This window comes from Hymenobacter sp. UYCo722 (assembly GCF_040547115.1).
GTDB lineage: Bacteria > Bacteroidota > Bacteroidia > Cytophagales > Hymenobacteraceae > Hymenobacter.
On sequence record NZ_JBEPPC010000006.1, the window covers coordinates 202,820 to 227,941 of the forward strand.

At 61.8% G+C, this 25,122-nt stretch carries 22 protein-coding genes; 7 read left to right on the forward strand and 15 right to left on the reverse strand.

Translation table 11 applies throughout. The features are described from left to right. Window positions 1-140: 140 nt before the first annotated feature. From ABIB44_RS20535 to ABIB44_RS15185, 3 genes are all read right to left on the reverse strand, one after another. The gene (locus tag ABIB44_RS20535) at window positions 141-455 is read right to left on the reverse strand and encodes a hypothetical protein (protein ID WP_502916499.1); all 315 of its coding nucleotides are present in this window, start codon (window positions 453-455) and stop codon (window positions 141-143) included. A gap of 106 nt (window positions 456-561) precedes the next feature. Next, complete coding sequence (locus tag ABIB44_RS15180; RefSeq protein ID WP_354585498.1) at window positions 562-1,056, reverse strand: gliding motility lipoprotein GldH; 495 nt, start codon at window positions 1,054-1,056, stop codon at window positions 562-564. A 35-nt stretch (window positions 1,057-1,091) separates the two neighbouring features. Then, the gene (locus tag ABIB44_RS15185) at window positions 1,092-2,774 is read right to left on the reverse strand and encodes a PSP1 domain-containing protein (protein ID WP_354585499.1); all 1,683 of its coding nucleotides are present in this window, start codon (window positions 2,772-2,774) and stop codon (window positions 1,092-1,094) included. A gap of 525 nt (window positions 2,775-3,299) precedes the next feature. Here ABIB44_RS15185 and ABIB44_RS15190 point away from each other — a divergent pair. Continuing rightward, complete coding sequence (locus tag ABIB44_RS15190) at window positions 3,300-4,109, forward strand: M57 family metalloprotease (protein WP_354585500.1); 810 nt, start codon at window positions 3,300-3,302, stop codon at window positions 4,107-4,109. A gap of 258 nt (window positions 4,110-4,367) precedes the next feature. Continuing rightward, on the forward strand, window positions 4,368-5,057 hold the full coding sequence (locus tag ABIB44_RS15195; RefSeq protein ID WP_354585501.1) for a M57 family metalloprotease: 690 nt from the start codon (window positions 4,368-4,370) through the stop codon (window positions 5,055-5,057). Window positions 5,058-5,186: 129 nt separating this feature from the next. Here the strand turns inward: ABIB44_RS15195 and ABIB44_RS15200 are convergent, their stop codons facing one another. From ABIB44_RS15200 to rsfS, 8 genes are all read right to left on the reverse strand, one after another. Further along, window positions 5,187-7,751 (reverse strand): S8 family peptidase, encoded by a 2,565-nt coding sequence (locus ABIB44_RS15200; RefSeq protein WP_354585502.1) that lies wholly within the window; start codon window positions 7,749-7,751, stop codon window positions 5,187-5,189. A 192-nt stretch (window positions 7,752-7,943) separates the two neighbouring features. Beyond that, window positions 7,944-9,050, reverse strand: a complete 1,107-nt coding sequence (locus ABIB44_RS15205; protein WP_354585503.1) for an NHL repeat-containing protein — start codon at window positions 9,048-9,050, stop codon at window positions 7,944-7,946. 144 nt (window positions 9,051-9,194) lie between these two features. Further along, window positions 9,195-10,361, reverse strand: a complete 1,167-nt coding sequence (locus ABIB44_RS15210; protein ID WP_354585504.1) for a zinc-dependent alcohol dehydrogenase — start codon at window positions 10,359-10,361, stop codon at window positions 9,195-9,197. A 108-nt stretch (window positions 10,362-10,469) separates the two neighbouring features. Continuing rightward, window positions 10,470-11,501 (reverse strand): hypothetical protein, encoded by a 1,032-nt coding sequence (locus ABIB44_RS15215; RefSeq protein ID WP_354585505.1) that lies wholly within the window; start codon window positions 11,499-11,501, stop codon window positions 10,470-10,472. 3 nt (window positions 11,502-11,504) lie between these two features. Next, entirely contained in the window at window positions 11,505-12,257 is a 753-nt protein-coding gene (locus ABIB44_RS15220; protein ID WP_354585506.1) for a UDP-2,3-diacylglucosamine diphosphatase, read from the reverse strand. A 116-nt stretch (window positions 12,258-12,373) separates the two neighbouring features. Next, window positions 12,374-13,036: a LutC/YkgG family protein gene (locus ABIB44_RS15225; protein ID WP_354585507.1), complete on the reverse strand. Its 663-nt coding sequence runs from the start codon at window positions 13,034-13,036 to the stop codon at window positions 12,374-12,376. Window positions 13,037-13,111: 75 nt separating this feature from the next. After that, a complete protein-coding gene (ftsH, locus tag ABIB44_RS15230) occupies window positions 13,112-15,226 on the reverse strand; it encodes an ATP-dependent zinc metalloprotease FtsH (protein ID WP_354585508.1) in 2,115 nt (704 codons plus the stop codon). 281 nt (window positions 15,227-15,507) lie between these two features. Beyond that, window positions 15,508-15,888: a ribosome silencing factor gene (gene rsfS / locus ABIB44_RS15235; RefSeq protein WP_354585509.1), complete on the reverse strand. Its 381-nt coding sequence runs from the start codon at window positions 15,886-15,888 to the stop codon at window positions 15,508-15,510. 67 nt (window positions 15,889-15,955) lie between these two features. On the opposite strand from rsfS, the gene ABIB44_RS15240 reads away from it, so the two are divergent. The 3 genes from ABIB44_RS15240 to ABIB44_RS15250 all read left to right on the forward strand — a co-directional run bounded on the left by ABIB44_RS15240 (window position 15,956) and on the right by ABIB44_RS15250 (window position 20,804). Further along, a complete protein-coding gene (locus tag ABIB44_RS15240) occupies window positions 15,956-16,714 on the forward strand; it encodes a biotin--[acetyl-CoA-carboxylase] ligase (protein ID WP_354585510.1) in 759 nt (252 codons plus the stop codon). Between the two features lie 266 nt (window positions 16,715-16,980). Further along, window positions 16,981-17,601 carry a T9SS type A sorting domain-containing protein gene (locus ABIB44_RS15245; protein ID WP_354585511.1) on the forward strand — a complete coding sequence of 207 codons (621 nt, stop codon included), beginning with the start codon at window positions 16,981-16,983 and terminating at the stop codon, window positions 17,599-17,601. 191 nt (window positions 17,602-17,792) lie between these two features. Beyond that, complete coding sequence (locus ABIB44_RS15250) at window positions 17,793-20,804, forward strand: protein O-mannosyl-transferase family (protein ID WP_354585512.1); 3,012 nt, start codon at window positions 17,793-17,795, stop codon at window positions 20,802-20,804. Here the strand turns inward: ABIB44_RS15250 and ABIB44_RS15255 are convergent. Genes ABIB44_RS15255 through ABIB44_RS15265 form a run of 3 tightly spaced genes read right to left on the reverse strand, consistent with a single transcriptional unit; the run spans window position 20,792 to window position 21,448 of the window. Next, window positions 20,792-21,052 (reverse strand): hypothetical protein, encoded by a 261-nt coding sequence (locus tag ABIB44_RS15255; protein WP_354585513.1) that lies wholly within the window; start codon window positions 21,050-21,052, stop codon window positions 20,792-20,794. The two genes, ABIB44_RS15250 and ABIB44_RS15255, sit on opposite strands and share 13 nt — an antisense overlap. A gap of 41 nt (window positions 21,053-21,093) precedes the next feature. Next, complete coding sequence (locus ABIB44_RS15260) at window positions 21,094-21,240, reverse strand: hypothetical protein (protein ID WP_354585514.1); 147 nt, start codon at window positions 21,238-21,240, stop codon at window positions 21,094-21,096. After that, window positions 21,233-21,448: a hypothetical protein gene (locus ABIB44_RS15265; RefSeq protein WP_354585515.1), complete on the reverse strand. Its 216-nt coding sequence runs from the start codon at window positions 21,446-21,448 to the stop codon at window positions 21,233-21,235. Before ABIB44_RS15265 ends, ABIB44_RS15260 begins: the two co-directional genes overlap by 8 nt. Window positions 21,449-21,551: 103 nt before the next feature. Here ABIB44_RS15265 and ABIB44_RS15270 point away from each other — a divergent pair, with 103 nt between their 5' ends. Both ABIB44_RS15270 and rlmB read left to right on the forward strand, forming a co-directional pair. Then, window positions 21,552-22,859 (forward strand): GWxTD domain-containing protein, encoded by a 1,308-nt coding sequence (locus ABIB44_RS15270; RefSeq protein WP_354585516.1) that lies wholly within the window; start codon window positions 21,552-21,554, stop codon window positions 22,857-22,859. Then, window positions 22,796-23,872, forward strand: coding sequence for a 23S rRNA (guanosine(2251)-2'-O)-methyltransferase RlmB (gene rlmB / locus ABIB44_RS15275; protein WP_354585517.1), 1,077 nt, complete (start codon window positions 22,796-22,798; stop codon window positions 23,870-23,872). Before ABIB44_RS15270 ends, rlmB begins: the two co-directional genes overlap by 64 nt. A gap of 134 nt (window positions 23,873-24,006) precedes the next feature. Here rlmB and ABIB44_RS15280 read toward each other — a convergent pair whose 3' ends face one another. Beyond that, the gene (locus ABIB44_RS15280) at window positions 24,007-25,089 is read right to left on the reverse strand and encodes a mannose-1-phosphate guanylyltransferase (protein ID WP_354585518.1); all 1,083 of its coding nucleotides are present in this window, start codon (window positions 25,087-25,089) and stop codon (window positions 24,007-24,009) included. Window positions 25,090-25,122: the final 33 nt, after the last annotated feature.

Below are 25,122 nucleotides of genomic sequence, written 5' to 3' on the forward strand. Positions count from 1 at the left end.
GAGCAGTAAATTCGCGGGCCAAATGGCTCCCGGCTATACGCGCCCCTGCCCGGCTGGTTGGTATCGCCGCCGCCCCCAACCGGCCATGCTGCTGGTTCGCCGCCCGGATTTTACCTTTACGGCGTTGCAGCTAGTTATTCCTACGCTGGCTCCACCCGCCGGTCCGCCCCGGGTAGCAGCAGCGGCGCTCCATTATCATCCCCCTCCCCACTATGCTCACCGGTACCGTTAAGTTTTACAACGACTCCAAAGGCTTCGGCTTCATCGTCGCCGACGATAATCAAGAAGAAATTTTCGTCCATCAAACCGGTCTCATCCACGAAATTCAGGATGGCGACCGGGTGGAATTCGAAATCAAAGAAGGTAAAAAAGGCCCCAACGCCGTCAAAGTAACCCGCCTTCAGTAGTGCATGAAAAGATTGGAGCTCCGCTCCTGAGGCCATTGCTTCGTACACTCGCTAAAAATAAAAAGTCGGTTTCGCATGATGCGGAACCGGCTTTTTTACATCGCAAAATGGCAGCGGGATTATGCATTTTACTGACAAATACGTTCAAAATCAGCTACTTACCACCGGCCGCGTGCTTGGCTACGCGCACGCCCACGGCCATCAGGCCGGGCAGCTGGTCCTGGCGCATGTACTGTTCCAGGGTGAGGGTGTAGTCGCCGGGCCGGGCGAAGCGCTGGTTGGGCATGGCCAGGGCCTGCAGGTCGTAGATATCGCCGGTGCCATTACCCTTAGGCTCCCCGGTTTTGGGGTCGAGCAACAGCAGCTGGTGCAGCATGGGCCGCCCCACCGGACCGCCCGGACCATTAAGTGAGGCCTGCAGATACAGGTTGTAATAGCCGTAGGCCGAGGCGTAGCGCACATTGAAGTACACATCGTACCGGGCCGTAGTGTCAGCAATGGCGAACGTGAAAGTCGGCCGCTGCTGTACGTCCCAGGAGGAGGTCGGAAAATCGGTGTTCTTTTCGAATATGCGGTTGGGGTCGCAGGCCGTGAGCAGGCTCACAACCCCCAACCCGACAGCCAAACGAAAGGCAAAGCGCTGGTTCATGCGGTTGTACTGATAAACTTAGAAAAACCGCCGCCTTAGGCTCCCGCTGATGGGGCGGCGGGGCCGGCAGGCGCACCGCCCTCGCCAGCCGGGCCACGGCCGCCGCGCCGGTTGCGGCCACCGCGGCCTTCGCGCGGGGCACTGCCTTCGCGCGGGGCACTGCCTTCGGGGCGGCGCTCGCCACCTTCGCGGCGCGGCCGGGCTTCGCTGCCCTCGGCCGCGGGCCGGGGAGTCGTGCCACCGTCGTCGCTCCGGCGCGGGGCATCGCTCCGGCGGTTACGGCCACCTTCGGGGCGGGGCTCGCCACCTTCCGGGGCGGGGCCCGCCCCGTCGCGTGGCGTATCGCTGCGGCCCCGGCCGCCCCGGCGGTTGAGGGGGCGGGCAGCGGCTCCGCGTCGGCCGCGCTGCTCGGGCACATCGCCGAGGGCTGGTACGGGGTTGTCGGGGTCGCCGGGGCCAGGGCTGGTCATCTGCTCGGGCGGCCGGGGGCCGCCGGGTGCGGCTCCGGCCGGGCGGCGGCCATCGCGCGGGGCGCGCGGCTCGCGGGTGGGTCGGGCTTCGCGGCCTTCACGCGGCGCGCGGCCTTCGCTGGTCTCCGCGCCGGGTTCGCGCGGGGTCCGGGGCTCTCGCGGCTCGCGGCCTTCACGCGGTGCGCGGGCTTCGGTGGCGGGCACCTCGCCTTCGCCACGGCCTTTTTTGCGCTTGCTGCGCTTGCCACTCGACTTAATTTTGTCGTCCAGGCGGTCGAGCGAGCCTTCTACGATGGCCGAAACTTCGGGCTCGGGGGCTTCTTCGCGGGGTGGCAGCAGGCTCTCGATTACCTCGCCCCGCTTGTTCATTTCCAGCAGCTCGCGCACGCGGGCCGTGTCGAGCATCACCCAATTGTTGTCGCCCTTAAAGGCAAACCACATGCGGCGGCGGAAGATGTCGGTTTTTTGCAAAAAGGCCTCACCCTTGTTGGTTTTCAACGGGCGCTGCACCTGCGGAATGTCCTTGAGCGCATCCAGATACGCGTCCAGCTCATAGTTGAGGCAGCACTTGAGTCGGCCACATTGGCCAGCCAGCTTTTGCGGGTTCAGGCTCAGATTCTGGTAGCGGGCGGCGGTGGTGCTCACGGTTTTGAAATCGGTGAGCCAAGTCGAGCAGCACAGCTCACGGCCACAGATACCAAGGCCACCGATGCGGCCGGCCTCCTGGCGCAGCGAAATCTGGCGCATCTCCACGCGCACCCGGAACTCATCGGCCAGGCGGCGAATGAGCTCGCGGAAGTCCACCCGGTCGTCGGCCGAATAATAGAATAGCGCGCGGGTGCGGTCGGCCTGGTATTCCACGTCGCTCAGCTTCATGCGTAGGCGCAATTCGCTCACCATGGCCCGGGCCCGGAACATGGTACCGGTCTCGAGGTCGCGCACGGCTTGCCAGCGCTCCTCGTCGTCGGGCGTGGCCACGCGCAGAATGTTGCGGATTTCCTTCGAGTCGGTTGGGATTTTCTTTTTGCGCATTTGCAGGCGCACCAGCTCGCCCTTGAGCGAAACGTGGCCCAGGTGCCAGCCGCTGCCGGCTGCATCCACCACCACGGCGTCGCCCGTCACGAGGGGCAGGCGCAAGTCGTTGCGCATAAACTCCTTGCGGCCGCCTTTGAAGCGCACCTCCACGAGGTCGAAGCCGGCGAACGAGTCGGGCACCTCCACGTCCTGGAGCCAATCGAAGACATTCATGCGGTTGCAGCCGCCGGTGCTGCAACCGCCATTGGATTTGCAGCCGCCCGGCTTAGTGCCGCAGCCGCCGCCGGAAGAACAGGTTGAACAAGCCACTAGTCAGATACTTATATAGTTGAGCGAAAAGCAGGTTTTCGCGGGAATTCGGTTCTTAGCAAAGATACACAATTAGGACAGCGAGGTTCGGCCCTGCTTCCCATTGGGCCCCGACAGGCTGCTGAAGTGCTTGCTCCGGCGGCTACTTATGCCAAGCCCCATCGGCAAGATTAGGCTTGGCAACCAATCTCAACAGTGCTCACCCCACCACTCCTTTTCTGATTTCATTATTCTAATAGTTTATTTCACTGCTGTTTACAAAATTTTGTCATTATTGTTAATCAACTGATGAATAAAATGCCGTTTTTAGTAGCAAGTAGACTGTTTTTTGTATTATTTTCAAAAAAAGGTCTTTTCGCTCCCCTTGCTCGCAATGCTTCTGCCGCTATATTCGTCCATCATTCACCAAACAATCACATCAAAACTTCTATGAAAAAATTCAACCTTCTCCCACTGTTTGCGCTGTTGGGCGGTGCCCTGGCAGTTTCGTCGTGCAGTAAGAAAGAAGAAGTGGCTGCCACTTCCCCGACTATCACCGCAGAGGTAAGCGCTCAAATTAAGGCCATGGGCTTTGGCACGAGCGATGTTCGCAAGGTTGACGAGGGATATGTAGTAGAAGGTGATATCCTCCTCACGCCGGAGATGCTGGGTGCTTCGGCCATTCAGCAGCTGATGCGCGTGGGTGATATTGAACAGTACCGCACCACCAACTTGGTAGGCAGCCTGCCGCGTACGCTCACCGTAAGCATCAGCAGCTCGTTTCCCTCGGCCTACGTAACGGCCATCGACGAGGCCATCCGGCGCTACAATGCGGCCAACCTGCGCCTGAATTTCCGGCGCATCGGCACCAGCGGAGCCGACCTGCCCGTAAAATATTCGTCGAACCTAGGCACAGGCGTGCTGGGCCAGTCGGGCGGCTTCCCCAGCGGCGGCAACCCCGCGCCGGGCTTCACGCTGGTGCCTAACGTCATCAACAGCTCCAACACCAACTACATCGCCACCATCATGGCCCACGAAATGGGCCATTGCATCGGCATGCGCCACACCGACTACTACAACCGCGCCTACAGCTGCGGCGGTAGCGCTTCTAACGAAGGTGCCAGCACGGTGGGAGCCATCCTTATCCCCGGTACGCCTTCGTCGGCTGAGCCGAACTCCTGGATGTTGGCTTGCGTGGGCAACGGTGTTAACCGTCCCTTCACTGCCAACGACCTGACGGCGCTCAACTACATCTACTAGTCTACCCGGACGGCACTGGCTAAAAACAAGGGGCCTCAGCTTAAACCGAGGCCCCTTGTTTCTTAGCCAGTGCCGTCCGGATTTTTCCCTGAATACAATAGCTGTTCGTTTTTTCACCGTTTCAATTCAAATTGTATGAAAATCAAAAACCTGTTCACCGCGACGGCTTTCTGTGCCGCTTCGGTATTGGCGCTATCCTCGTGCAGCAAAAAAGAGGAGGTTGCTCTTGCTCCAACGGCCGTCTCGCAAGAAGTTTTAATGCAAATCAAAGCGCTGGGCTTTGGCACGGAAGACGTTCAGGCTGTAGCCGGTGGCTTCGTGGTAGAAGGTGACATGTTGCTGACGAACGCCATGCTGGCCAGCGCGCCAGGCTATGCTACGCTGCGAGTGGGCGACGAGGAGCAGTACCGCACCACCAACCTGGTGGGTGGCCTGCCGCGCACGCTGACCGTGAGCCTATCGACCCAGTTTCCAGCAGCGTACGGGCCCGCTATTGATGAGGCCATTCTCCGGTACAATGCAGCCAACCTGCAATTGCACTTCACCCGCGTCACCTCGGGCACCGCTGACTTGCCCGTGAAGTATTCGGCTGACCTGGGCCCGGGCGTGCTGGGCCAGTCGGGCGGCTTCCCCAGCGGCGGCAACCCCGCGCCGGGCTTCACCCTGGTGCCTAACGTCATCAACAGCTCCAACACGAACTACATCGCCACCATCATGGCCCACGAAATGGGCCATTGCATCGGCATGCGCCACACCGACTACTACAACCGCCAGTACAGCTGCGGCGGTCGTAAATCCAATGAAGGTGCCAGCACGGTGGGGGCCATCCTTATCCCCGGTACGCCTTCGCTGGCCGAGCCGAACTCCTGGATGCTGGCTTGCGTGGGCAACGGCGTTGACCGCCCCTTCACCGCCAACGACCTGACAGCGCTGAACTACATCTATTAGCCTCGGCTGGTAATTCCAAACAAAATGCCCCGGCTCGTGCGAGCCGGGGCATTTTGTTTGGAATCAGTATTGTCACAACGTTTCATTCGCGACAGGCCCGGCCCAAGGCGGGCCAACCTGTTGGGGGTTTTACTGTATCACCACCCGGATTACCTGGGCAGCCTGCCCTTCGGACTGCACCCGCAGCAGATATACGCCGGGACGCAGGCCGTTGGTGTCAAGCTGGTTGATTTGGCCATCTACCGTAGTGGCCCGCTGGAAGCGGCCCAGCATATCATAGAGCTGCGCGGTAACCGTGCCAGTCGTGTTGGCCACCAGTTGCAGGGGCTGGCCGGCGGCTACCGGGTTGGGATAAGCCTGCGTCAGGCCAGCCCGCAGCAGGTAGGCCTCCTCGGTACCACTGTAGAATTGCTGGCTGGCCACGTTGTCCAGGCGTACGCGGTAGAGGTAGCGGCCTGCGGCTGGGGGCTGGTCGTCGAAAGCGAATGTGGTACTGGTGACCGGACTGATGGTTCGGATGGCCTCAAAGCTGCCATCGGGGCGCTGACGCTCCAAAGTAGCCGATTTCAGGTGGTATATGGTACCCAGCACTACCTCGAAACGAACGATTTCAGCGACCAGCTGCCGGGGCAGGAAAGAGCGGAAGTAGCACGCCGTGCCCTGCGTGGTGTAGTTGATGGTGGTACCGGGCCGCCCCACGCGCCCCCCCACGATGGGTGCCACGGCATAATAAAGCGTGGGCAACTGGGCCCGACCAAGCACCACGACAGTATCAGCCGTCTGCAGCAGGGGTTCCAAAACGGTAGCGCCCAGCTGATACACCTGGTAGCGGGCCACACCCGGGATGCGCACCCATTGCAGCAACGTTTCTTCGGCACACGCATAGCCGACCTGCAATGCCGGGGCCCGCACAATAGTGAAAGTATCGCCCAGAAAATCGGTGCTGCCCGTCGACAGCCGCAACTGGGCCAGCGTGGTCGTATCGGGCACAGCCCAGGTGGTGCGGTTGGCCGCCAGCGGTACCGATGGAGCCAGCACGCGCCATCCGGGGCGGCCCAAGGGGCGGTAGTCGAGCCGAGCGGTGGCGGTAGCGGGGCCGCTCCACTGCCAGCGCAGGGTAGCAGTAGTGCCGGGCCGCAAGTTATCGGGGCGCACGGGGTGGGTCCAGGTGAGGCCAGGGGCATTTATTTCGTAGGCCAGGCTAAAGGCTTGCGGACCCTGCGGCACGGCGAAACCCCGCACGTGCAGCTCGTAGATACCGGCAGGGGGCAGCGTGAGGGTAATTTGCTCGGCGTTGTTGAGGTGGTCGGGGCGGCGGCGGGCGGGGCGAGCCAGTGAGTCGGCGTTCGGGTAGGCGCTCAGGGCCCAGGGCAGCCAGCGCTGGCCCGTGCCCACGGCCACCAGTTCCAGGTCGAGGTCGTTTACAAGGGCCGTAGCGGCATTGGCGGCCGCGGCGGGGTCGCTCCAGACCAGCGTGGCCTTAAACTGCTGCTGGCCGGCGGGCACGGTGATGCGGAATACCTGGTCGGTGCCCGGCGTGGCACTGCCCTCAAAAAAGCGGCCGGCGCGCATGGTGCTCACCGCCCCCAGCGCATCGGCCTGCCCAAAACCGCTCAGGTAATCCACTTCGGCCGTGCCAAGGTCGTCGGCGCTGTTCAGGAGCACGGCTTTGACCAGGGCAGCAGGGGGCAGAGCACCAGCGTGCTGGTCGCGGTACTGCTGCTGAAGCAGAATGCTGATGCCCGACACCAGCGCGGCCGACTCTGATGAGCCCCCCTCGCCGTAGGCCACCAGCTCGGGCTTGAGGCGGCCGTCGTGGGCCGGGCCGCGCGAACTGAGGGCGGCTACCTGCCCGCTGGGGTCGGTAGCGCCCACGGTCAGCGTGTTTTTCGACATTTTGAACTGACCGCTGACGTTGGCGAACTTGGCAATGCTCTGGTAGGTTCCGCTGGAACTGGCCGATGAGCCCACGTTGCCCGACGAAAATACGTGCAGCAGCTGCGGCAGCTGCTGGGCCTGCTGGTCGTAGGCCTGGGCTTCGAGGCCGTAGTAGTTCTCGATACCCACGCCGTAGGAGTGGTTTTGAACCGACACGCCGGCCTGAACGAGCTGCGTGGCGTCGTCGGGCAGCAAGCGGGCGAAATCGGACGTGGCCAGCCGCACGGCCCGGGCCGCCCCCCGACCCAGCGGGTCGGAGTTGCCGGCCCCGCCCAGCAGCGTGGCCATGGCCGTAGCATGGTCGGAATAGGGTTTGGCAAACGCCCCCGGGTTCACCGCCCGGCCTTTCAGGTCAAGGTCGTCGGGGTCGAAGGGCATTTCCTTCACCGAAGCCGTCAGGCCCTGCCCAGTGAGGGTGGGGAAGCGGGCGTGCACGGTCGAAATGGCATTCACCGCCAAATCAGAATTGCTCAGGCGGCGCTCCTCGTGGGCGCGGCGGTCGGCCACGTCCACAAACTCTACGCCCGGCGCGGCGGCCAGCTGCGCCGGCGTAAGGCCGACGACCGTGAGAGTACAGGCATCGGGGCCGGGCTGGGTTAGCTGCGCGGCGGGCTGTTGCCGCGCCCACTGCCGGAAAGCCGGGCCATCGGCCACGCGCACGCGGAGCGTGCGGGCCAGCCCTTGCGCCGCGGCTGCCCGTAAGGCAGGGGCCAGCCGCAATGGCAACGGGCGCGGCGCAAGCTGAGCACGAAGCAACTGCGGCAATAGCAGCAGCGCCCACAGGAGCCACTGTCCGCCGAAAGGGCGGGCTAAACGTCTGCTTGCTTTTCCGAAGGCTGGTTTCATGCGCTTTATCGGTTTGGGGAAGTTCTGGCACCTGCCATAACCCCTGGTCCAAAGATAGCCCCCGGCTGCGGCAGTGGGTCCGGCCGCGCTGGTACGGATAACCTATTCCAACGCGATTTTGCGAACAGTCTGGTTTGCGCTGTCCGTTAGGTAGAGCATATTGCTGGCATCGATTGCTACCCCACTGGGACCATTGAACCGGGCAGTGCTCCCGGAGCCATTCTCGGAGCCGAAATGCAGCACGGTGCCTGCCAGCGTGGTGACGTTGCCAGCGGGCGTAATCCGCCGAAGCAGCGCGTTGAGATGGTCCACTACATACAAGTTGCCGAGGGCATCGACGGCGACGCCGGTGGGAGCCCGGAACCGGGCCGTGGCCCCGGGGCCATCGGCGTAGCCGCCATGATGGGCCGCCCCGGCCAGCGTGGTTACCTCGCCGGAAGGGGTTATTTTCCGAATGGTTTCATTGCCATTATCCGCTACGTATAGTATGCCGTGCGTGTCGACCGCCACGGCAGCCGGGTGGAAGAACCGGGCCGCCGGGCCAGCACCATCGGCGCTGCCCTTGTGGCCGGCGAGGCCCGCTAGGGTGATGACACTACCATCCGGGGCAATTTTTCGGATGGTATGGTTGAAGGTATCGGCCACGTACAGCGCACCGCTGGCGTCCACGGCCACGCCGTGGGGCAGGTTGAATTGGGCGATACTCCCCGGGCCGTCGGCCGAGCCCTTGCGCCCGATGGTACCGGCCACGGTGCTCACGGTGCCATCGGGCCTAATTTTGCGGATGGCGTGATTATCGGCATCGGTTACGAAAACGGTGCCATCGGCGGCCACGGCCAGCCCCACCGGATGGTAGAAACGGGCCGCCGCACCGGGGCCATCGGCGCTGCCTTTGGCGGCAGCGGCCCCGGCCAGGGTCGTTACCATGCCCGAGGGCACCAGGCAGCGAATGGTCATATTTCCTTCGTCGGCAACGTACACCGTACCATTCGGGCCCGCGGCCACGCCCATTGGATAGTCGAACCGGGCAGCCGCGCCAAGGCCATCAACGGAGCCCTTACTGCCGGCCTCACCAGCCAAGGTGCTCACGGTGGCCGTCGAAACATACGGAACCGGGTGCGCGGGCACCGACACAATAAGTTGGGCTTGCGCTGCCGCCAAAGGCCCCATCAGCCAAGCCATCAGGCAACAAAGAGTGCGGTAATGCATGGGTGATTTGACGAGTAGGCCAGACCTCAAAGGTATACGCTTGCCCTGAACACAAACCGCCCCGGCCAAGCTGACCGGAGCGGTTTGCGTTTGATACAAAAAGCAACTGGAGCTTCGTCGACTTCTGGTCTTCGCTGCGCTGGCTTACTCGCCGGGCTTTAGCACCACTTTCACGCAGCCATCTTTTTTGTGGCGGAAGATGTCGTAGCCGTGCGGTGCCTGCGAGAGCGGCAGGCGGTGGGTGATAATGTCGTCGAGCTTCACATCGCCGTTGGAAACGTGCTGCATGAGCTTGTCAATATGCTTGTGGGCGGGTGCCTGGCCGGCCTGCATGATGATGCCCTTATCGAAAATCTGACCCAGCGGGAAGTTGTCGAACGGGGTGGCGTACACACCCAGAATGGACACGAAGCCGCCCCGGCGCACGGCGCTGATGCAGGCGAGCACTACTTTGTCGGACCCTTTTTCGAGGTTGGCCACCGCTTTAGCGCGGTCCAGCACGTTGCGGTCGGGCTCGAAGCCCACGGCATCCACGCACACATCAGCCCCGTAGCCTTTGCTTTTGCTCCGGATTTCGTCCACCACCTGCTGGTGGCTTTCCCAGAGAATGCCCTCGGCGTTAGCCGATTTTTTGGCCATGTCGAGGCGGTACTGCTGGGTATCGACGATGATGACGCGGCTGGCCCCGCGCAGCCAGGCCGACTTGGCGGCCATGATGCCCACGGGTCCGGCCCCGAAAATGGCCACGATTTCACCCCCCTTCACCCCGGCCCAGTCGATGCCGGAGTAGCCCGTCGGGAAGATGTCGGTGAGAAACAGCGCCTGCTCGTCGGTTAGGTTATCGGGCACGATGCGGGGGCCGTTGTTGGCGTAGGGCACGCGCACGTATTCGGCCTGGCCGCCGTCGTAGCCGCCATACAGGTCGGTGTAGCCGAAGAGCGCGCCGCCCTTTTCGGTCAGCAGGCCGCCCTCGGGACCGTAGTGGTCGGGGTTGGAGTTTTCGCAGTGGCCGGGCAGCTCGTGGTTGCAAAACAGGCAGTGGCCGCAGGCTACCGGAAAGGGCACCACCACGCGGTCGCCGCGCTTGAGGTTGGTGACGCCTTTGCCCACTTCCTCCACGATGCCCATAAACTCGTGGCCGAGTGTCTGGGGGGTCGGCTGGGGCAGGCTGCCGTTGTAAATGTGCAGGTCGGACCCGCAAATGGCAGTGCTCGTGACGCGGATAATGGCATCGCGCGACTCGTGGATTTTGGGGTCGTCGACGGTATCAACCCGGACATCGCGGGCACCGTGAATTCGGAGAGCTTTCATAGAAAGGGCGTTAGAGATGAATAATCCCTTCTGCTAACGACCTCTTTTTAAGGGAGGTTGCTACGGTTCAGCACTACCTGCTCCTAACCTCCACCGTAGTTCCCCGCCTTACATCTGATACACCGCCACTCCGGCCGCCGTGAAAATATAGGCGTAGGTTTCGCCCACCAGCACTTGCCGCACCGCGCCGGGGTCCACGCCGGCGGGCAGGGCTACGCGCCGCTCGGTCTGGTTATAGAGGTGGAAAAAGCGAATGGCCCCGGTTTCCAGAAAATACAACTCATCACCCCGAAAGCCCACCATATTCAGCCCCGGAAAGGGCAGCTTTTGCTTATAATTCCCCAGGTTGTCGAACACGTACACGCCCGTACTGCGGTCCACGAGGTAAATATTGTTCTGATACTGGCGAATGAAGCGGAAGTCGGGCCGCGAGCGCCCAATAATGAGGTCTAACGGCGTATTCTGCACCGCGCGCAGGGTGTTGGGGTCGAACTCGCGCAGCGTGAGCGTGCTCTCATCGAGCAGCCAGATGAAATTATCGGGGGCCAGCGTAGCCACCCGCACCGTACCATCGAGCACGTCGCCCAGCCGCACTTCACTGAGGAGCGAAAGAAATCTATCGAGCAGCACCAACTGCTGCCGGTCGTCGTTGAAAACCAAGGTGCTGGTCACGTTCCAGGCTTCTACCTGGGCTACATGGCCGGGCTGGGTGGGCGCGTAGGTGTTCAGCGGCAGCCCCTCGGGGCCGTACTGACGCAGGTTATTGTCGGCATCGGCCACGTAGAGCGCCCCCCGCCGGTCGAGCGACGCGGCCCCCGGGTTGGGTAGCTTGATGAGGCGCAGTAGCTTCCAAGCCGCCACGGTGGGGGCGGCCGTCGCATCCAGCGGTGGCTGGGGGGCCGGCTGCACCGGTGCTACGCTTTGCCTGGCGGCCGGCGCGGCCGAGGCCGCGGAAGGCACGGTGGTTTGAGCGCGGGCGGCGGTGGCGAGCAGCAGGAGCGAAACTGCCAGCTTAACAGAACAGTCCTGCTGAGCTGGTCGCAGCAGCGCTACCGCGCGACTAACCCAATCCATTGAATTAGTCGCGCGGTAGCGCTGCTGCGACCAGCTCAGCAGGACGTTCTTTAAATTACCCATCATTGCTTACCGCTCAAAATGCCGCAAGGCCAGCTCATTGCCATCATACACACCGTAGCTGCAATAATTGACCCACTCCCCCAGGTTCACGTAGCGGCTGCCGGGGCGCACTTCCACATCGAGCGGCAGGTGCCGGTGGCCGAACACGTAATAGTCGTGGTGCTGGTGGGCTTCGAGCTCGCGGCAGTATTGCAGCAGCCATTCCTCATCACCAAAGTATACGGTGTCGTCCTTGCCGGCCTGCATGCGGCTGCGGCGGCTCCACTTGTTGGCCATGCCGATGCCGAAGTTGGGGTGCAGCCGCGCAAACAGCCACTGCGCCACCCCCGAAGCGAAAACCTGCTTCAACATCTTGTAGCTGTAATCCTTCGGCCCCAGCCCGTCGCCGTGCCCAATGTGAAACAGCTTATCGCCAATCCGCTGCGAAACTTCCTGCCCCAGCACCGGGATGCCCATTTCCTGCGTGAAGTAGCCAAACATCCACATGTCGTGGTTGCCGGTAAAAATGGTAATGGGCAGTCCACCATCAGTGAGTTCCGCTAATTTCCCCTGCAAGCGACTAAAGCCGCGTGGAATGGCGTGCTTGTACTCAAACCAAAAGTCGAACAAATCGCCCAGCAGGTAGATAGCCGCCGCGTCTTTCGCCGCCTCATCGAGCCAGCGCACGATGCGCTTCTCCCGGTCCAGCGAGGCGGCCGCATTGGGTGCGCCCAGGTGGAAATCGGAAGCGAAATACACCCGCTTGCCGGGCGGCAGCATTAGGTCTGATAAGAGTTGAGGCGACTTCAATGAGCAATGATTAACAGTTAGTGGTTAATGATTAGTAACGAATTAGCGAGGGGCAAGCATGCACGGTGGCAATTAACCACTAACCGTTAATTATAAACCGTTATTTCCTCTTCTTCCAGCAAAAACAGCGCAATCCGGCGCGGGCCATGAGCACCCAGCACCAGGGTTTTCTCGATATCGGCCGTGCGGCTGGGGCCGCTGGTGAGCGACACCATCGAGGGCATTGCCGCGCCGTAGCTGGCCTGCAGTAGGCGCAGCGCATCGCCAATTTCGGCCACTACCTGGCTGGGGCGGGCCAGTATCAGGTGTTGGTCGGGGTAAATGCTCAGCCTTCGGCCGCTGCCCGTGGCCGCCGATACCAGTACGCTGCCCGTGCGGGCCACCAGTGCCTCGCAGGAAGTCAGGCTCAGGTCGGCACTGGCAACGAAGTCGGTTTCTTCGGCCCGAAACGCAATGCCAGCCGCCCGCAGCACGGCCTGCAAATCGGGCTCCCATACGTAGGGCGCGCCCACCTGCTGCCGCTCGCGGAAAGCAGCCAGCTGCGCGGCGAAATCGGCCAGGGTTTCGCAGTAGTGAAACTCGCCGCCAACCTGCTGGAACCGCTCGGCGAAAGCTACCACCACATCGCTGTTGCTCAGAGGCGGGTGCACGGGGGCCGCAAAGTCGGGCCGGGGTGGCAGCAGCGCGGGGCCAGCCGCCAAGCCTTGGCGAATACGGGCCAGAACGGCATCGCGGGAAGAATCGGACATACCGCAAAAGTAAGAACATAAAAAAAGCCAGCCCCGCAAAAGGGCTGGCTTCTTCTTTGGCCAAAAACAACTGGTTTAGCCCGCTACCGCGCTGCCGCTCGAAGCCGGAGCTTCGTTGTTGCGGTTGTCGTCAAGGCCGGGCAGGTTCAGGTCGGGCAGGTCGCTGATGACGCCGGCTGCCGCCTGCTCGCCGCGCACTTCCGAAGCGGTTTCGCTGCGGTCGGTGCCGGCCATGTGGGCCTGGTAGTTGGTTTGGGTTTCAAAAGGACGAGGGCCCACGAGGCGGGTCAGGTCTTCCTGTTGCAACACTTCTTTCTCCAGCAGCTCTTTGGCTACCACTTCCAGCTCGTGGCGGCGCTCGGTGAGGAGCTCCTTGGTGCGGTTATAGGCATTTTCGATAATGGAACGCACTTCCTCGTCAATTACCTGCGAGGTGGCCTCCGAATAGGGCTTCGAGAAACCATACTCATTCTGGCCTTTCGAGTCGTAGAACGACACGTTGCCCAGCTTGGCGTTCATGCCGTACATCGTCACCATGGAATAAGCCATCTTGGTGATGCGCTCCAGGTCGCTCAGCGCACCGGTCGAAATTTTGCCGAACACCAGCTCCTCGGCGGCGCGGCCACCCAGGGCCATGCACATTTCATCGGTCAGCTGCTCCGTATTATAGAGAAACTGCTCCTTGGGCAGGTACTGCGCGTAGCCCAAAGCGGCCACGCCACGCGGCACGATGCTCACTTTCACCAGCGGGTCGACGTGCTCCAGGAACCAGCCCGCGATGGCGTGGCCGGCCTCGTGGTAGGCCACAATGCGCTTCTCGCCGGGCGAAATGATTTTGTTCTTCTTCTCCAGACCACCAATCACCCGGTCGATGGCGTCGGTAAAATCCTGGTCGGTGATAAACTTTTTGTCGCGGCGGGCGGCAATCAGGGCTGCCTCGTTGCAGACGTTGGCGATTTCCGCGCCGGCGAAGCCCGGCGTTTGGGCCGAGAGGCGCTTGGCATCCACGTCGGGACCCAGCGTGAGCGGCTTGAGGTGCACCTGGAAAATCTCGGTGCGACCATTGATATCCGGCTTATCGATGCTGATTTGACGGTCGAAACGGCCGGGGCGCAGCAGGGCCGAGTCCAGCGTATCGGGGCGGTTGGTGGCGGCGAGGATGATAACGCCGGAATCGGTACCGAAGCCGTCCATCTCCACCAGCAGCGAGTTCAAGGTGTTTTCGCGCTCGTCGTTGCCGCCGGGCATCGAGCCCTTGCTGCGCGAACGGCCCACGGCATCAATTTCGTCGATGAAAATGATGCAGGGAGCTTTGGCTTTGGCCTGCTTGAACAAGTCCCGAACCCGGGCCGCGCCCACGCCCACGAACATCTCCACGAAGTCGGAGCCCGACAGCGAGAAAAACGGCACGTCGGCTTCGCCGGCTACGGCTTTGGCCAGCAGGGTTTTGCCGGTGCCGGGAGGGCCTACGAGCAGGGCACCTTTCGGAATCTTACCGCCGAGGATGGTGAATTTGCTGGGGTTCTTGAGAAACTCCACAATCTCCTGCACTTCCTCCTTGGCTTCTTCGAGGCCGGCCACGTCTTTGAAGGTGATTTTTACCTTGTCGCCGCCCTCAAACAATGCGGCTTTGCTTTTGCCGATGCTGAAAATCTGGCCGCCGGGGCCGCCGGCGCTGCCCATGCGGCGCATCAGAAACCAGAAACCAACAATCATCAGCACGATGAAGCCGTAGGTGCCAATGTAATCGCCGGGGCTCGACCGCTCCTCGATATTGAGGGGCAGGCGCTGAGCCGAGGGCACGTCCTTTTGCAAAGCATCCAGGTTTTCCTGGAATAGCTTGGCGTCCACAACCGGGAAGTAGAACTGCGAGCCGATGCCCTCACCGCCGAAAGGCGAGCGGCGCGTGAGCTCCTGCTTGTATTTGGTACGGGCCGCTTCTTTCAGCGTCACCTCCACTACTTTTTGATTACTGATGATGGTAACGGCCTGCACGTCGCCGGCTGCCAGCATGCTCTCAAAGCGCTGCTGGTTGATTTTGGCGGGCGAGTTGAGGTTGTTCACCCACATCACCCCAAACAAAAACACCAGCAAACCCGCCAACACCCACAACTGTAGGCCTGGACGCGGGTTGGGAGCCGGGGTTAGGGGCTTCTTCTTTTTATTGGAATTCAGATTGTTATCCGACATGAAAATAGCTACTTAAAACCGAGGATAGGTAGGAGCAAAACACCGCGCCGAAAGTAAATGTTCGGCGAAAAGGCAGACGCGGAGCGGGTGGTTTTATTTTATTTGAATGAGATATCCAATGAAAAACAAAACGTCATGCTGAGCGCAGCGCAGCGGAGCCGAAGCATCTCGCTTGTTGCCACTAATCAATGATGCATGCACGATTGAATTACTACCACACGCGAGATGCTTCGACTCCGCTGCGCTCCGCTCAGCATGACGTTTTATTAGCCAATAGCCGACTACGCCGGCTCCGACTCGATGTAGCTGATGTCGGCATCGCCCCACAGCTCCTCCAGCGCGTAGAACTTGCGACGGTCGCGCAGGAAAACGTGCACTACCACGTCGACGTAATCGAGCAGCACCCACTCGCGGTTGGTGCGGCCTTCGGTCTGCCAGGGGCTTTCGCCGGTTACTTTTTCAATTTCTTCCTCAACCGAGCGGGCCACGGCTTCGAGCTGCGTGTCGGAGTTGGCCGAGCAGATGATGAAATAATCGGCAACCGCGTTTTTTAATTCCTTCAGATTCAGCACCACGATATCGGCTGCCTTCTTGTCCTGCATGCCGCGAACGACCAAATCTGCCAATGTGTCTGAATCCTGCCGGACCAACGTGCTTTTCATATTGTCTTGTTAGGTGTGAGCTTTACAGCCGAAAGTCTACGAAGTTAACGATACGCGCAAGAAGGCTGTGGTTGTCACCCCTCAAACCCTATTTACGGGCCAACAATTAGTATGGCTACCGGCCTGCGCCTCGACCAATTCGGAGGCTCAGGCATTGATTCTCCAAAACCGGGCCAGCGAAGGCTGCACCGTCATAACGGACTTTCAGACGGCTGGCCGGGGCCAGCGCGGCAACCAGTGGCAGGGCGCGCCGGCCGAAAACCTGATGCTGTCGGTGGTGTGGCAGCCCACGTTTTTGGCCGCCACCGAGCAGTTTCGCCTCAGCCAGGCCGTGGCCCTGGGCGTGCACGACTGGGCAACGGCTCTGCTCGGCCCCGACCCCAAACTGAAGCTGAAATGGCCCAACGACCTCTACTACGGCAACCAGAAGCTGGGGGGCATTCTGATTGAGAACAGCCTGAGCGGGCCAAAAATCCAATACAGCATTATTGGCATTGGCCTGAATATCAACCAGCAGGAAATGGCTTTGCCTACGGCCATTTCGTTTGCCCTGCTCACTGGCCGGGCCTACGACCGGGCCAACCTCGCCGCCCGCCTGTTGGAGTGCCTGGAGCGCCGCTACCTGCAACTGCGCGCTGGCCAGGTTGGTACGTTGCGGCACGATTATCTGCAGGCCCTGTACCGCTACCAGGAAATCCACCCGTTCATTATCGACGGAAAAACGGTGAGCGGCCAGATTGTCGGGGTGGAAGAAGATGGTCGGCTGGCCGTGGCCATCGGCAACGAGCTACGTCGGTTTGGCTTGCAGGAAATTCGGCATACCTAGCAACTAAAATGGCCAACGATGCATCCAGGGAAAAGGCGAGCGTAAAGTATCTGGTATTTCGAATAAAAGAGCGCTCCCGAGCAACCGTTTTAGCCGGCGCGCCGAGTTGCCGATAAGCCCGGCATGTAACTTTTGGGTTTTGTAGCGGTCTACCAAACCGAAACGCGTCGCCGAGCGTTGGTTGGGTGGTGTGGTTGGCACCGCGGCACGGTGCTTGTATTTGTGGCAGGGTCGTATTTTTCCCCTTTACTTTTTTTGTATTTGTGATGAAACTCTTTACTCGTTTGGCCGTGCCCATGGCGGTGCTGCTGCTCTCGGTTGCTTCCGCTTTCGCGGCTACCATCACGGTGCAGGTAGGCGACAACTTTTACCGGGGACCGGACGGCACCAGTACCATCCGTATGGCTTCCACCGACGAATTGGTTTTTCAAAACATTGGGTCAAGCACCCATCCAACGGCGTCGGCTCAGTGGACCACGTTCATTATTAACCCGACTACGCCAACCAAAACATTTCCGGCGGGCACTTTTGCGGTTGGTACGTTTCCATTTTTGTGCACTGTGCACAGCGGCATGGTGGGCACTATCATCGTGACGGGCACCGCCACGGCCACCACCGACGCCAACCTGACCGCCGCGCTGAGCGTGTACCCTAACCCCAGCCACGGCCAGGTAACGGTGCAGCTGAACCAAAAAGCCGGGGCCGACTACAAGCTACGGCTGAGCAACATCATCGGCCAGGAAGTTCGGACGGTGACCCTCCGGCCCGAGCTGACGGCGGCCGGCCTGCCCCTCGACCTGAGCGAATTGCGCGCTGGCGTGTACTTCTATAGCTTGCTCGTGAACGGCAAAGTGGCCAGCACCAAACGCCTCGTGCTGCAAAACTGACCCTGCCTTAACTTAATGATTTGACAAAAAGCAGCCTTGGGCTGCTTTTTGTGTTTCTAGCCCGAATTGGAAGTTGGTGGCGCGGTGCAACGGTGCATTGCCTACTTTTGCCCTTTCACCAAATTACCCGCTTCTTGTTCCGGCTGCGTTCTTTTCCCACTCGGCCGGGTGTTTGTGCCTCATCTGATTGTATGCGCTCCTTTAAAAGCCTGAATAACCTCGTTGGCTGGGTGGTTTTTGCCATCGCCTTCGCCACCTACCTGCTCACCCTGGAGCCCACGGCTTCGTTCTGGGACTGCGGCGAGTTCATTGCCTGCTCCTACAAGCTGCTGGTACCGCACCCCCCGGGCGCGCCTACCTTCCTGCTGCTGGGGCGTTTGTTCTCGCTGTTCTCGTTCGGTGATGTCACCAAGGTGGCCGTGCTCATCAACGCGCTTTCGGGCCTGAGCAGCGCCTTCACCGTGCTGTTTTTGTTCTGGATTATTACCCGCATGGCCCGCAAGCTGGTGCTGCGCGAGGCCGTAGCCAACAGCGGACTGGGTGCCGAAGCCATCGAGCCCGACGGCTACCAGCGCCTGCTGATTTTGAGTGCGGGCGTGGTGGGCGCGCTGGCCTTTGCCTTCTCCGACTCCTTCTGGTTCAATGCCGTGGAGGGCGAGGTATACGCCATGTCGGCGCTGTGTACGGCGGCCGTAGTCTGGATTATGCTGAAGTGGGAAGCCCACGCCGACGAGCCCGACTCGGATAAGTGGCTGATTCTGATTGCCTATGTTATCGGCCTCAGCATTGGCGTTCACCTACTGAACCTGCTCACGCTGCCCGCCCTGGGCTTCATCTACTACTACCGCCGTACGGCTAACCCTTCGATGAAAGGCGGTATTATCGTGATGGTAGTGAGCATGGTGATTGTAGGCTCCATTCTGGTGGGCATCATCCCGGGCCTGCCCACGCTGGCCGGCAATTTCGAGGTGTTCTTTATCAACACGGTGGGTTTGCCCTTCAACTCGGGCCTATTTATCTTCCTGATTGTGTTCATCGGCCTGATTTGGTTTGGCTTCCGCCTTTCCTTCCAGCGCCGCAGCCAGCTGCTGAACACGGCCATGCTGTGCTTCACGTTCATTCTGATTGGCTACTCGAGCTACCTGATTGTGCCGATTCGGAGCTCCTTCCAGCCCACCATCAACGAAAACGACCCCGAGGATGTGCTCAGCTTCGTGAGCTACCTCAAGCGCGAGCAGTACGGCTCGCGGCCCCTGCTCTATGGCCCGCAGTTCAACGCCCAGCCGGTCGATTATTCGGAAGGTGCCCCCCGCTACGCCCGCGACTCCAAGACCAATACCTACAAGGAAATTATGCCGCGCCAGCAGGAGCCGGTATACCGCGACGAGGACAAGATGCTGCTGCCCCGCATTTACAGCTACGAGCCCGACCAGATTGCCAACTACAAGAAATGGGTGGACATTCAGGACGGCGTGAAGCCGACCATGGGCCAGAACCTGGGCTTCCTGTTCCGCTACCAGATGGGGCACATGTTTTGGCGATACTTCATGTGGAACTTCGTCGGGCGCGAGTCCGATGTGCAGCAGGCGGGCGTAGTTACGCCCTTCAGCCCGAGCGCCAAGTCGCTGCCCGCCCGCATTGGCGAGAGCCCGGCACACAACAACTTCCTGGCCCTGCCGCTCATCTTGGGCCTCATCGGCCTGTGGTTCCAGAGCCGGCGCAACAGCAAAGATGCTTGGGTAACCGGCCTGCTGTTTCTGATGACCGGCCTGGCCATCGTCTTCTATCTCAACCAGCCGCCGCGCGAGCCGCGCGAGCGCGACTACACCTTCACCGGGGCCACGTTCGCCTTTGCCATCTGGATTGGCATTGGGGTGCTGGGGCTGGCCGAGCTGCTGGGCAAGGTGGTGAAGGCCGACGGCCTGCGCGCCGGCCTAGCCCTGGCCGTGGGCCTGCTTATTCCGGGCATTATGGCCGCCCAGGGCTGGGACGACCACGACCGCTCCGGTCGCTACAACTCGGTAGATTCGGCTAAGAACCTACTGAATAGCTGCGCCCCGAACGCCATCCTGTTCACCAATGGCGACAACGACACCTTCCCGCTCTGGTACGCCCAGGAAGTGGAGGGCGTGCGCACCGACGTGCGCGTGGCCGTGCTCTCGTACCTGAACACCGACTGGTACATCGCCCAGATGAAGCGCCGCTCTTACCTCTCGGAAGGCTTTCCCATCTCGATGCCGGCCACGGCCTACGCCCAGGGCACCAACGACATGCTGCCCTTCGCCGCCAACCCCGCCGTACCCAGCGTCAACCTCAAGGAATTTATTGACCTGGTGAAGGCCAATAACCCGCTGCTGCAGGTGCAATACCAGGAAAACGGCCCATTTATGATGAGCTTCCCGACCCCGAACTTCTACCTGCCCATCGACACGGCGGCTGTGAAAAAGCTCGGCATCATCCCCAAGGGCCGCGAAAAGCAGCTCGTGAGCAAGATGGAGTGGAGCATGGGCAAGCGAGCCATCGAAAAGAAAAACCTGGTGATTCTCGACATGATTGCCACCAATAACTGGAAGCGCCCCATTTACTTCAGCAGCACCGTGAACCCCGGCGACTACATGAACCTGCAGCCCTACTTCCAGATGGAAGGCATGGCCTACCGCCTGCTGCCGCTGAAAGACCCGAACTACGACCCGCGCAGCGGCGACGACGGCTTCGTGGAAAAGGACCTCACCTACCAGCGCCTGATGAAGGAATTCAGCTACCGGGGCCTGCAAAACCCGGGCATTTTCTACGACGAGAACAACCTGCGCTTCCCGGCCAACTACCGCGATAAGTTCGCCCGCCTGACCAACGCCTACCTCGCCGACAACAACTTAGCTAAAGCCAAGGAAGTAGCCGACAAGGCGCTGGAGCTCATGCCCGACGCGGCCGTTCCCTACGATTACTACTCGCCGCAGCTGGCAGCGGCCCTGGTAGCGGGCGGCGAAAAAGCCAAAGCCGACCAGATTCTCGACACCATGACCCAGCGCTCGGAACAGATGCTGGCTTACTACGCCACCAAGCCCGATGGCAGCCTGTTTGATGACGAGCAGCGCGCCTACCTCGTGGGCCTGCAAAGCGTGTACATGGCCGCCGAGCGCATCGGCGACAAGGCCCGCGCCGACAAGGCCCGCGGCCTGATGCAACAGTACTACCCGCAATAGTTTGCTGGAGGGTGAATGAGAAAACGGCCGGCCCGCGCATTGCGTGGGCCGGCCGTTTTTGGTTTGAATCTTTGCAATTTTTCCAGGTCGTTGTGGTCGCGGGGGCAGCCGGCGGCGCGCTTGGCTTGCAGCAGATGCTGGTAGTGAATCAGCCGGACCGTGAGGCGTTCCACTACTGTATCGGTGGCTTGCGCGTGGGCATCGGCAAAATCCAGCCCTTTCAGTGTGGTGATGATGTCGATAGCCACGGGCGGGCCAGCAAGGCGTAGTTCTCAGCCGACTTTTCTACTCAGATATCGAGGTCACCGATGGTGCGGCTGTAGCCGTGCAGAATGACCGAATACCTACCCACAAGCACATAGCGCACCCCGCTCGCGTGCAGCGCGGCCAGAAAATCCTGGAAATCCTGAAAATCCTGGTTGAAGGTGTTACCCATACTGGCGGTGCGCGTGGGCCCAGCACCCAAACGCCGTGCGGTCGGGGCGCGGCGGGTTGTCGGGGCCGAAGTCGAACACCACGCTGTTCAGGCAAAATGCGGCGCGCAGTCGCCCGGCCATGGTGGCGGGCTGGTGCTGCCGGTGGTAGACCTCCGCCTGGGCGTGGGTGCCGGCGTGGAAAGCGGTGCGGTCGAGGCGAAAAGACATAACGCGGATGAAACCGGGAAAGGCGTACTTGTTTCAAATTTACGTAAGCTGTTGGCGGCCCTGGTTGCCTTGATAGATTTTTCCACCGCAATAAGCTATTTCAATGAAAAGCCTCGCTACTATAGTTACGCTAGGTAGCTGGCGGCAGGCGAGTAGCCTCGCCTGGCTACTGCCGCTGCTGGCCGCCGCCCCGCTGGCCCCGCGCCCCGATTTCGCCGGCCTCTACCGCGACGCTCCGGCCCTGACCGTGGACACCCGCCGCGAGGGCGACAGCCTGCGCCTGTACCTGCACTTGCCCGCGCCCGCCCGCCTGGGGCCGGGCCACGCGCTGCGGGTGGCCATGTGGCCCAGCTACGAGGCCAAAGCGCCGCTGTGGCAGGACAGCATTGCGCGCCGCGCCCAGCACCCGCGCCCCGCGCCCGAAGGCGGCGTGCAGCTCAGCTTCTGCCTGCCCGTGGCGCAGCTGCCCGCCGGGGCCGCGCTGCAAACAACCACCGCCCCGGCCGATGCTAAGGACGACTACCAGGAACCCAGCACCACCGCCTGGTTGCGCCTGACCGAGGCCATTCTGGCGCGCCCGTTTGTGCTCACGGACTCGGCCGGACAGGTGCTGGGCCGGCGCTACGTGCGGGCCGGCGAAACCTTCGGCATCGAAAGCTACGGCCTGCTGCAGCCCGTGCGCTGGAAGCGCTACGCCGTGAGCCCCGCTCCTGCCCTGCCACCCATGACCAACGCCGCCGCCATGCCCGCCGGCCCGCGCCTGTTGCCCGTGCTCGATTCGGCCGAGGTGCGCCCCGGCCAGCCGCTGCGCTTTGCCGAGCCCGGCCTGTATGCGCTGAAGGTGGGCGGCGTGGGCGGCATCGCACCGCGCACGCTGGCCGTGCTGGTCGCGCCCAACGCCTACCCCGCCCTCAGCACCGCCGCCGAGCTGATTGAGCCCCTGCGCTACCTCACCACCAGCCAGGAGCGCCAGAAGCTGACCGACGCGCCCGACCCCAAGCGCGCCGTCGATAAATTCTGGCTCGACATTGCCCAGGGTAACCAGCGCCTGGGCAAAGAATTAATACGGAGCTACTACGGCCGCGTCACGGCGGCCAACCGCCTCTTTGCCGCGCACAAAGCCGGCTGGCTAACGGACAGGGGCTTGCTTTACGTGGTATTGGGGCCGCCGCCGGGCGTGCGCCGCCTGGCCAGCGGCGAGGAACGGTGGTATTATCCGGACGGTGGCCCAGGCGGCGGCCCCGTCACTTACACCTTCCGGCCCCGACCGAGTACCTTTGCCCCTGATTATTACGAATTGGTGCGCCGGCCCGAGTACGAACTGCTCTGGTATGCCGCCGTTGAAAAATGGAGAACCCCACCGACCGCCCTGACCGGCCCGAACGTCCCCAGCGACCTGCCCGCCCGGTAGCCGGCCGCCGCTTTTACGACGGCGCCAACCGCCCCGTCACCCCCAAACAGTTTCGCCCCGACCGCGAGGCCAGCGAGTTCGACGACCGCCCCGCCCGCCCCAAAGGCCGCGGCGGCAGCGACAACCGCGACGAAGCCGCCGGCGACCGCACCGGCCGCTCCGACCGCGGCGAGAGCCGCCCACCCTACCGCGAGCGCAGTGAAGGCGGCGAGCGCGGCAGCAATGCCGGCGGCGAGCGCCCCCGCTACGAAAACCGTTCGGCCCCGGCCGCCAGCATCGACATGCTGTTTGGCCTGCGCCCCATTCAGGAAGCGCTGAACGCGGGCCGCACCCTGGAGAAAATTTTCCTGCTGCGCGGCACCAAAAACAGCCTCGTGACGGACATTTCGGCCGCCGCCCGTGCGGCTGGGATTCAGGTGCAGCTGGTGCCCGTGGAGAAGCTCGACAACCTGACCCGCAAGAACCACCAGGGTGCCGTTGCCTTCGTGTCGCCCATCGACTACTACCCGCTCGACAGCATTGTAACCGGACTGTTTGAGGAAGGCAAAGTGCCCTTCCTGCTGCTGCTCGACCGCATTACTGACGTGCGCAACTTTGGGGCCATTGCCCGCACGGCCGAGTGCCTGGGCGTGCAGGCCATCGTGGTGCCCGGCCGGGGCGCGGCCCAAATCAACGGCGACGCCCTGAAAACCTCGGCCGGCGCGCTGAATATTCTGCCGGTCTGCCGCGAGAATAGCCTGCACGAAACCATCCGCTTCCTCCAGCAGTCGGGCGTCACCATCGTGGCCTGTACCGAGAAAGCCGACGAGGCCGTGGGCGCGACCGAAATCGATTTTACCGGCCCCGTGGCCATCCTCATGGGCTCGGAAGAAGACGGCATCTCGCCCGACCTGCTGAACCTGGCCGATGTGAAGCTGAAAGTGCCGATGAGCGGTCAGATTCAGAGTCTTAACGTGAGCGTGGCCGCCGGCATTATGCTGTTTGAAGTCGCCCGCCAGCGGGTGAATGCCTGAGCAGAAAGCGAATGGCGGTGGTTTCGTTGCAAAACACCCAATAAAAAAGCCTGCTGTTCAGCAGGCTTTTTTATTGGAAATCAACTGGCTCCCCTCTCCGCGGCAGAGGGGCCGGGGGTGAGGTTTGCGCCTTACTAGTTATACCCGCTGCCCTTCTTCGCCTTCACGTCGGCCACGAACTCCTTCACGCGCTGCTCCTCACTGCGCTTGCAGATGAGCAGCACGTTGTCGTACTCGGCCACGATGTAGTCTTCGAGACCCTGCACCACCACCAGGCGCTCGGAAGGCGTTTTGATGACGCAGCCGGTGGTATCGTAGAGCAGCACGTCGCCGTTCACCATGTTGTTGTTGGCGTCGCGCTCGCCGATGCGGTGCAGCGAATCCCAGGTACCCACGTCGCTCCAGCCGAAGTCGGCGGGCAGCACGTACACGTTGTCGGCCTTTTCCATCACGCCGTAGTCGATGCTGATGTTGCGGCAGCGTGAGTAGGCTTCGCTGATGAATTCTTCTTCCTGCGGCGTGCCCAGCTTGTCGGCTCCTTCGTCGAACACCTCGGCGATGTCGCTTAGGTACTGGTGGAAGGCATACAGAATCACGTCGGCGCGCCACACGAACAGGCCCGAGTTCCAGAGGAAGTCACCGCTCTCCACAAACATCTTCGCCAGCTCCAGATTGGGCTTCTCAGTGAAGGTTTTCACTTTGTGCAGCTGGCCGCCGGGTAGGCTCTGCTCGTCCATGTACTGGATGTAGCCGTAGCCCGTATCGGGCCGTGAGGGCTGAATGCCGAGTGTGATGAGCACGTCGTTGGCCTGAGCCGCGTCGATGGCAACGTTAATCAGGCGGCGAAACTCGTCTTCGCGCAGCACGGCGTGGTCGGCCGGCGTCACGATGATGGTGGCCTGGGAGTCGCGCTGCGCAATGCGGTAGCTGGCGTAAGCAATGCACGGCGCGGTGTTACGCCCGATGGGCTCGCCCAGAATCTGGTCGGCGGGCAGCTCGGGCAAGTGTTCCTGCACCAGGGCCGTGTAATCGCGGTTAGTTACCACAAACACGTTTTCGGGCGGGCACACGCCCGCAAAACGGTCCACGGTAAGCTGAAGCATGGAGCGGCCCACGCCCAGCACATCGTGAAATTGCTTGGGGTGGTGCGTGCGGCTGAAAGGCCAGAACCGGCTGCCAATGCCGCCAGCCATCACGATGAGGTAGGTTGAATTCATTGCGACAAAGGTAAGGCCGAAGCCGAACGTGCG

Bases quoted from the DNA above. Each gene is read 5' to 3' on its own strand.
- ABIB44_RS15180 (WP_354585498.1), bottom strand. From the start codon at position 1,056: ATGAACCAGCGCTTTGCCTTTCGTTTGGCTGTCGGGTTGGGGGTTGTG.
- ABIB44_RS15185 (WP_354585499.1), bottom strand. From the start codon at position 2,774: ATGAATGTCTTCGATTGGCTCCAGGACGTGGAGGTGCCCGACTCGTTC.
- ABIB44_RS15190 (WP_354585500.1), top strand. From the start codon at position 3,300: ATGAAAAAATTCAACCTTCTCCCACTGTTTGCGCTGTTGGGCGGTGCC.
- ABIB44_RS15195 (WP_354585501.1), top strand. From the start codon at position 4,368: ATGCAAATCAAAGCGCTGGGCTTTGGCACGGAAGACGTTCAGGCTGTA.
- ABIB44_RS15205 (WP_354585503.1), bottom strand. From the start codon at position 9,050: ATGCATTACCGCACTCTTTGTTGCCTGATGGCTTGGCTGATGGGGCCT.
- ABIB44_RS15210 (WP_354585504.1), bottom strand. From the start codon at position 10,361: ATGAAAGCTCTCCGAATTCACGGTGCCCGCGATGTCCGGGTTGATACC.
- ABIB44_RS15215 (WP_354585505.1), bottom strand. From the start codon at position 11,501: ATGATGGGTAATTTAAAGAACGTCCTGCTGAGCTGGTCGCAGCAGCGC.
- ABIB44_RS15220 (WP_354585506.1), bottom strand. From the start codon at position 12,257: ATGCTGCCGCCCGGCAAGCGGGTGTATTTCGCTTCCGATTTCCACCTG.
- ABIB44_RS15225 (WP_354585507.1), bottom strand. From the start codon at position 13,036: ATGTCCGATTCTTCCCGCGATGCCGTTCTGGCCCGTATTCGCCAAGGC.
- ftsH (WP_354585508.1), bottom strand. From the start codon at position 15,226: ATGTCGGATAACAATCTGAATTCCAATAAAAAGAAGAAGCCCCTAACC.
- rsfS (WP_354585509.1), bottom strand. From the start codon at position 15,888: ATGAAAAGCACGTTGGTCCGGCAGGATTCAGACACATTGGCAGATTTG.
- ABIB44_RS15245 (WP_354585511.1), top strand. From the start codon at position 16,981: ATGAAACTCTTTACTCGTTTGGCCGTGCCCATGGCGGTGCTGCTGCTC.
- ABIB44_RS15250 (WP_354585512.1), top strand. From the start codon at position 17,793: ATGCGCTCCTTTAAAAGCCTGAATAACCTCGTTGGCTGGGTGGTTTTT.
- ABIB44_RS15260 (WP_354585514.1), bottom strand. From the start codon at position 21,240: ATGGGTAACACCTTCAACCAGGATTTTCAGGATTTCCAGGATTTTCTG.
- ABIB44_RS15265 (WP_354585515.1), bottom strand. From the start codon at position 21,448: ATGTCTTTTCGCCTCGACCGCACCGCTTTCCACGCCGGCACCCACGCC.
- ABIB44_RS15270 (WP_354585516.1), top strand. From the start codon at position 21,552: ATGAAAAGCCTCGCTACTATAGTTACGCTAGGTAGCTGGCGGCAGGCG.
- rlmB (WP_354585517.1), top strand. From the start codon at position 22,796: ATGGAGAACCCCACCGACCGCCCTGACCGGCCCGAACGTCCCCAGCGA.
- ABIB44_RS15280 (WP_354585518.1), bottom strand. From the start codon at position 25,089: ATGAATTCAACCTACCTCATCGTGATGGCTGGCGGCATTGGCAGCCGG.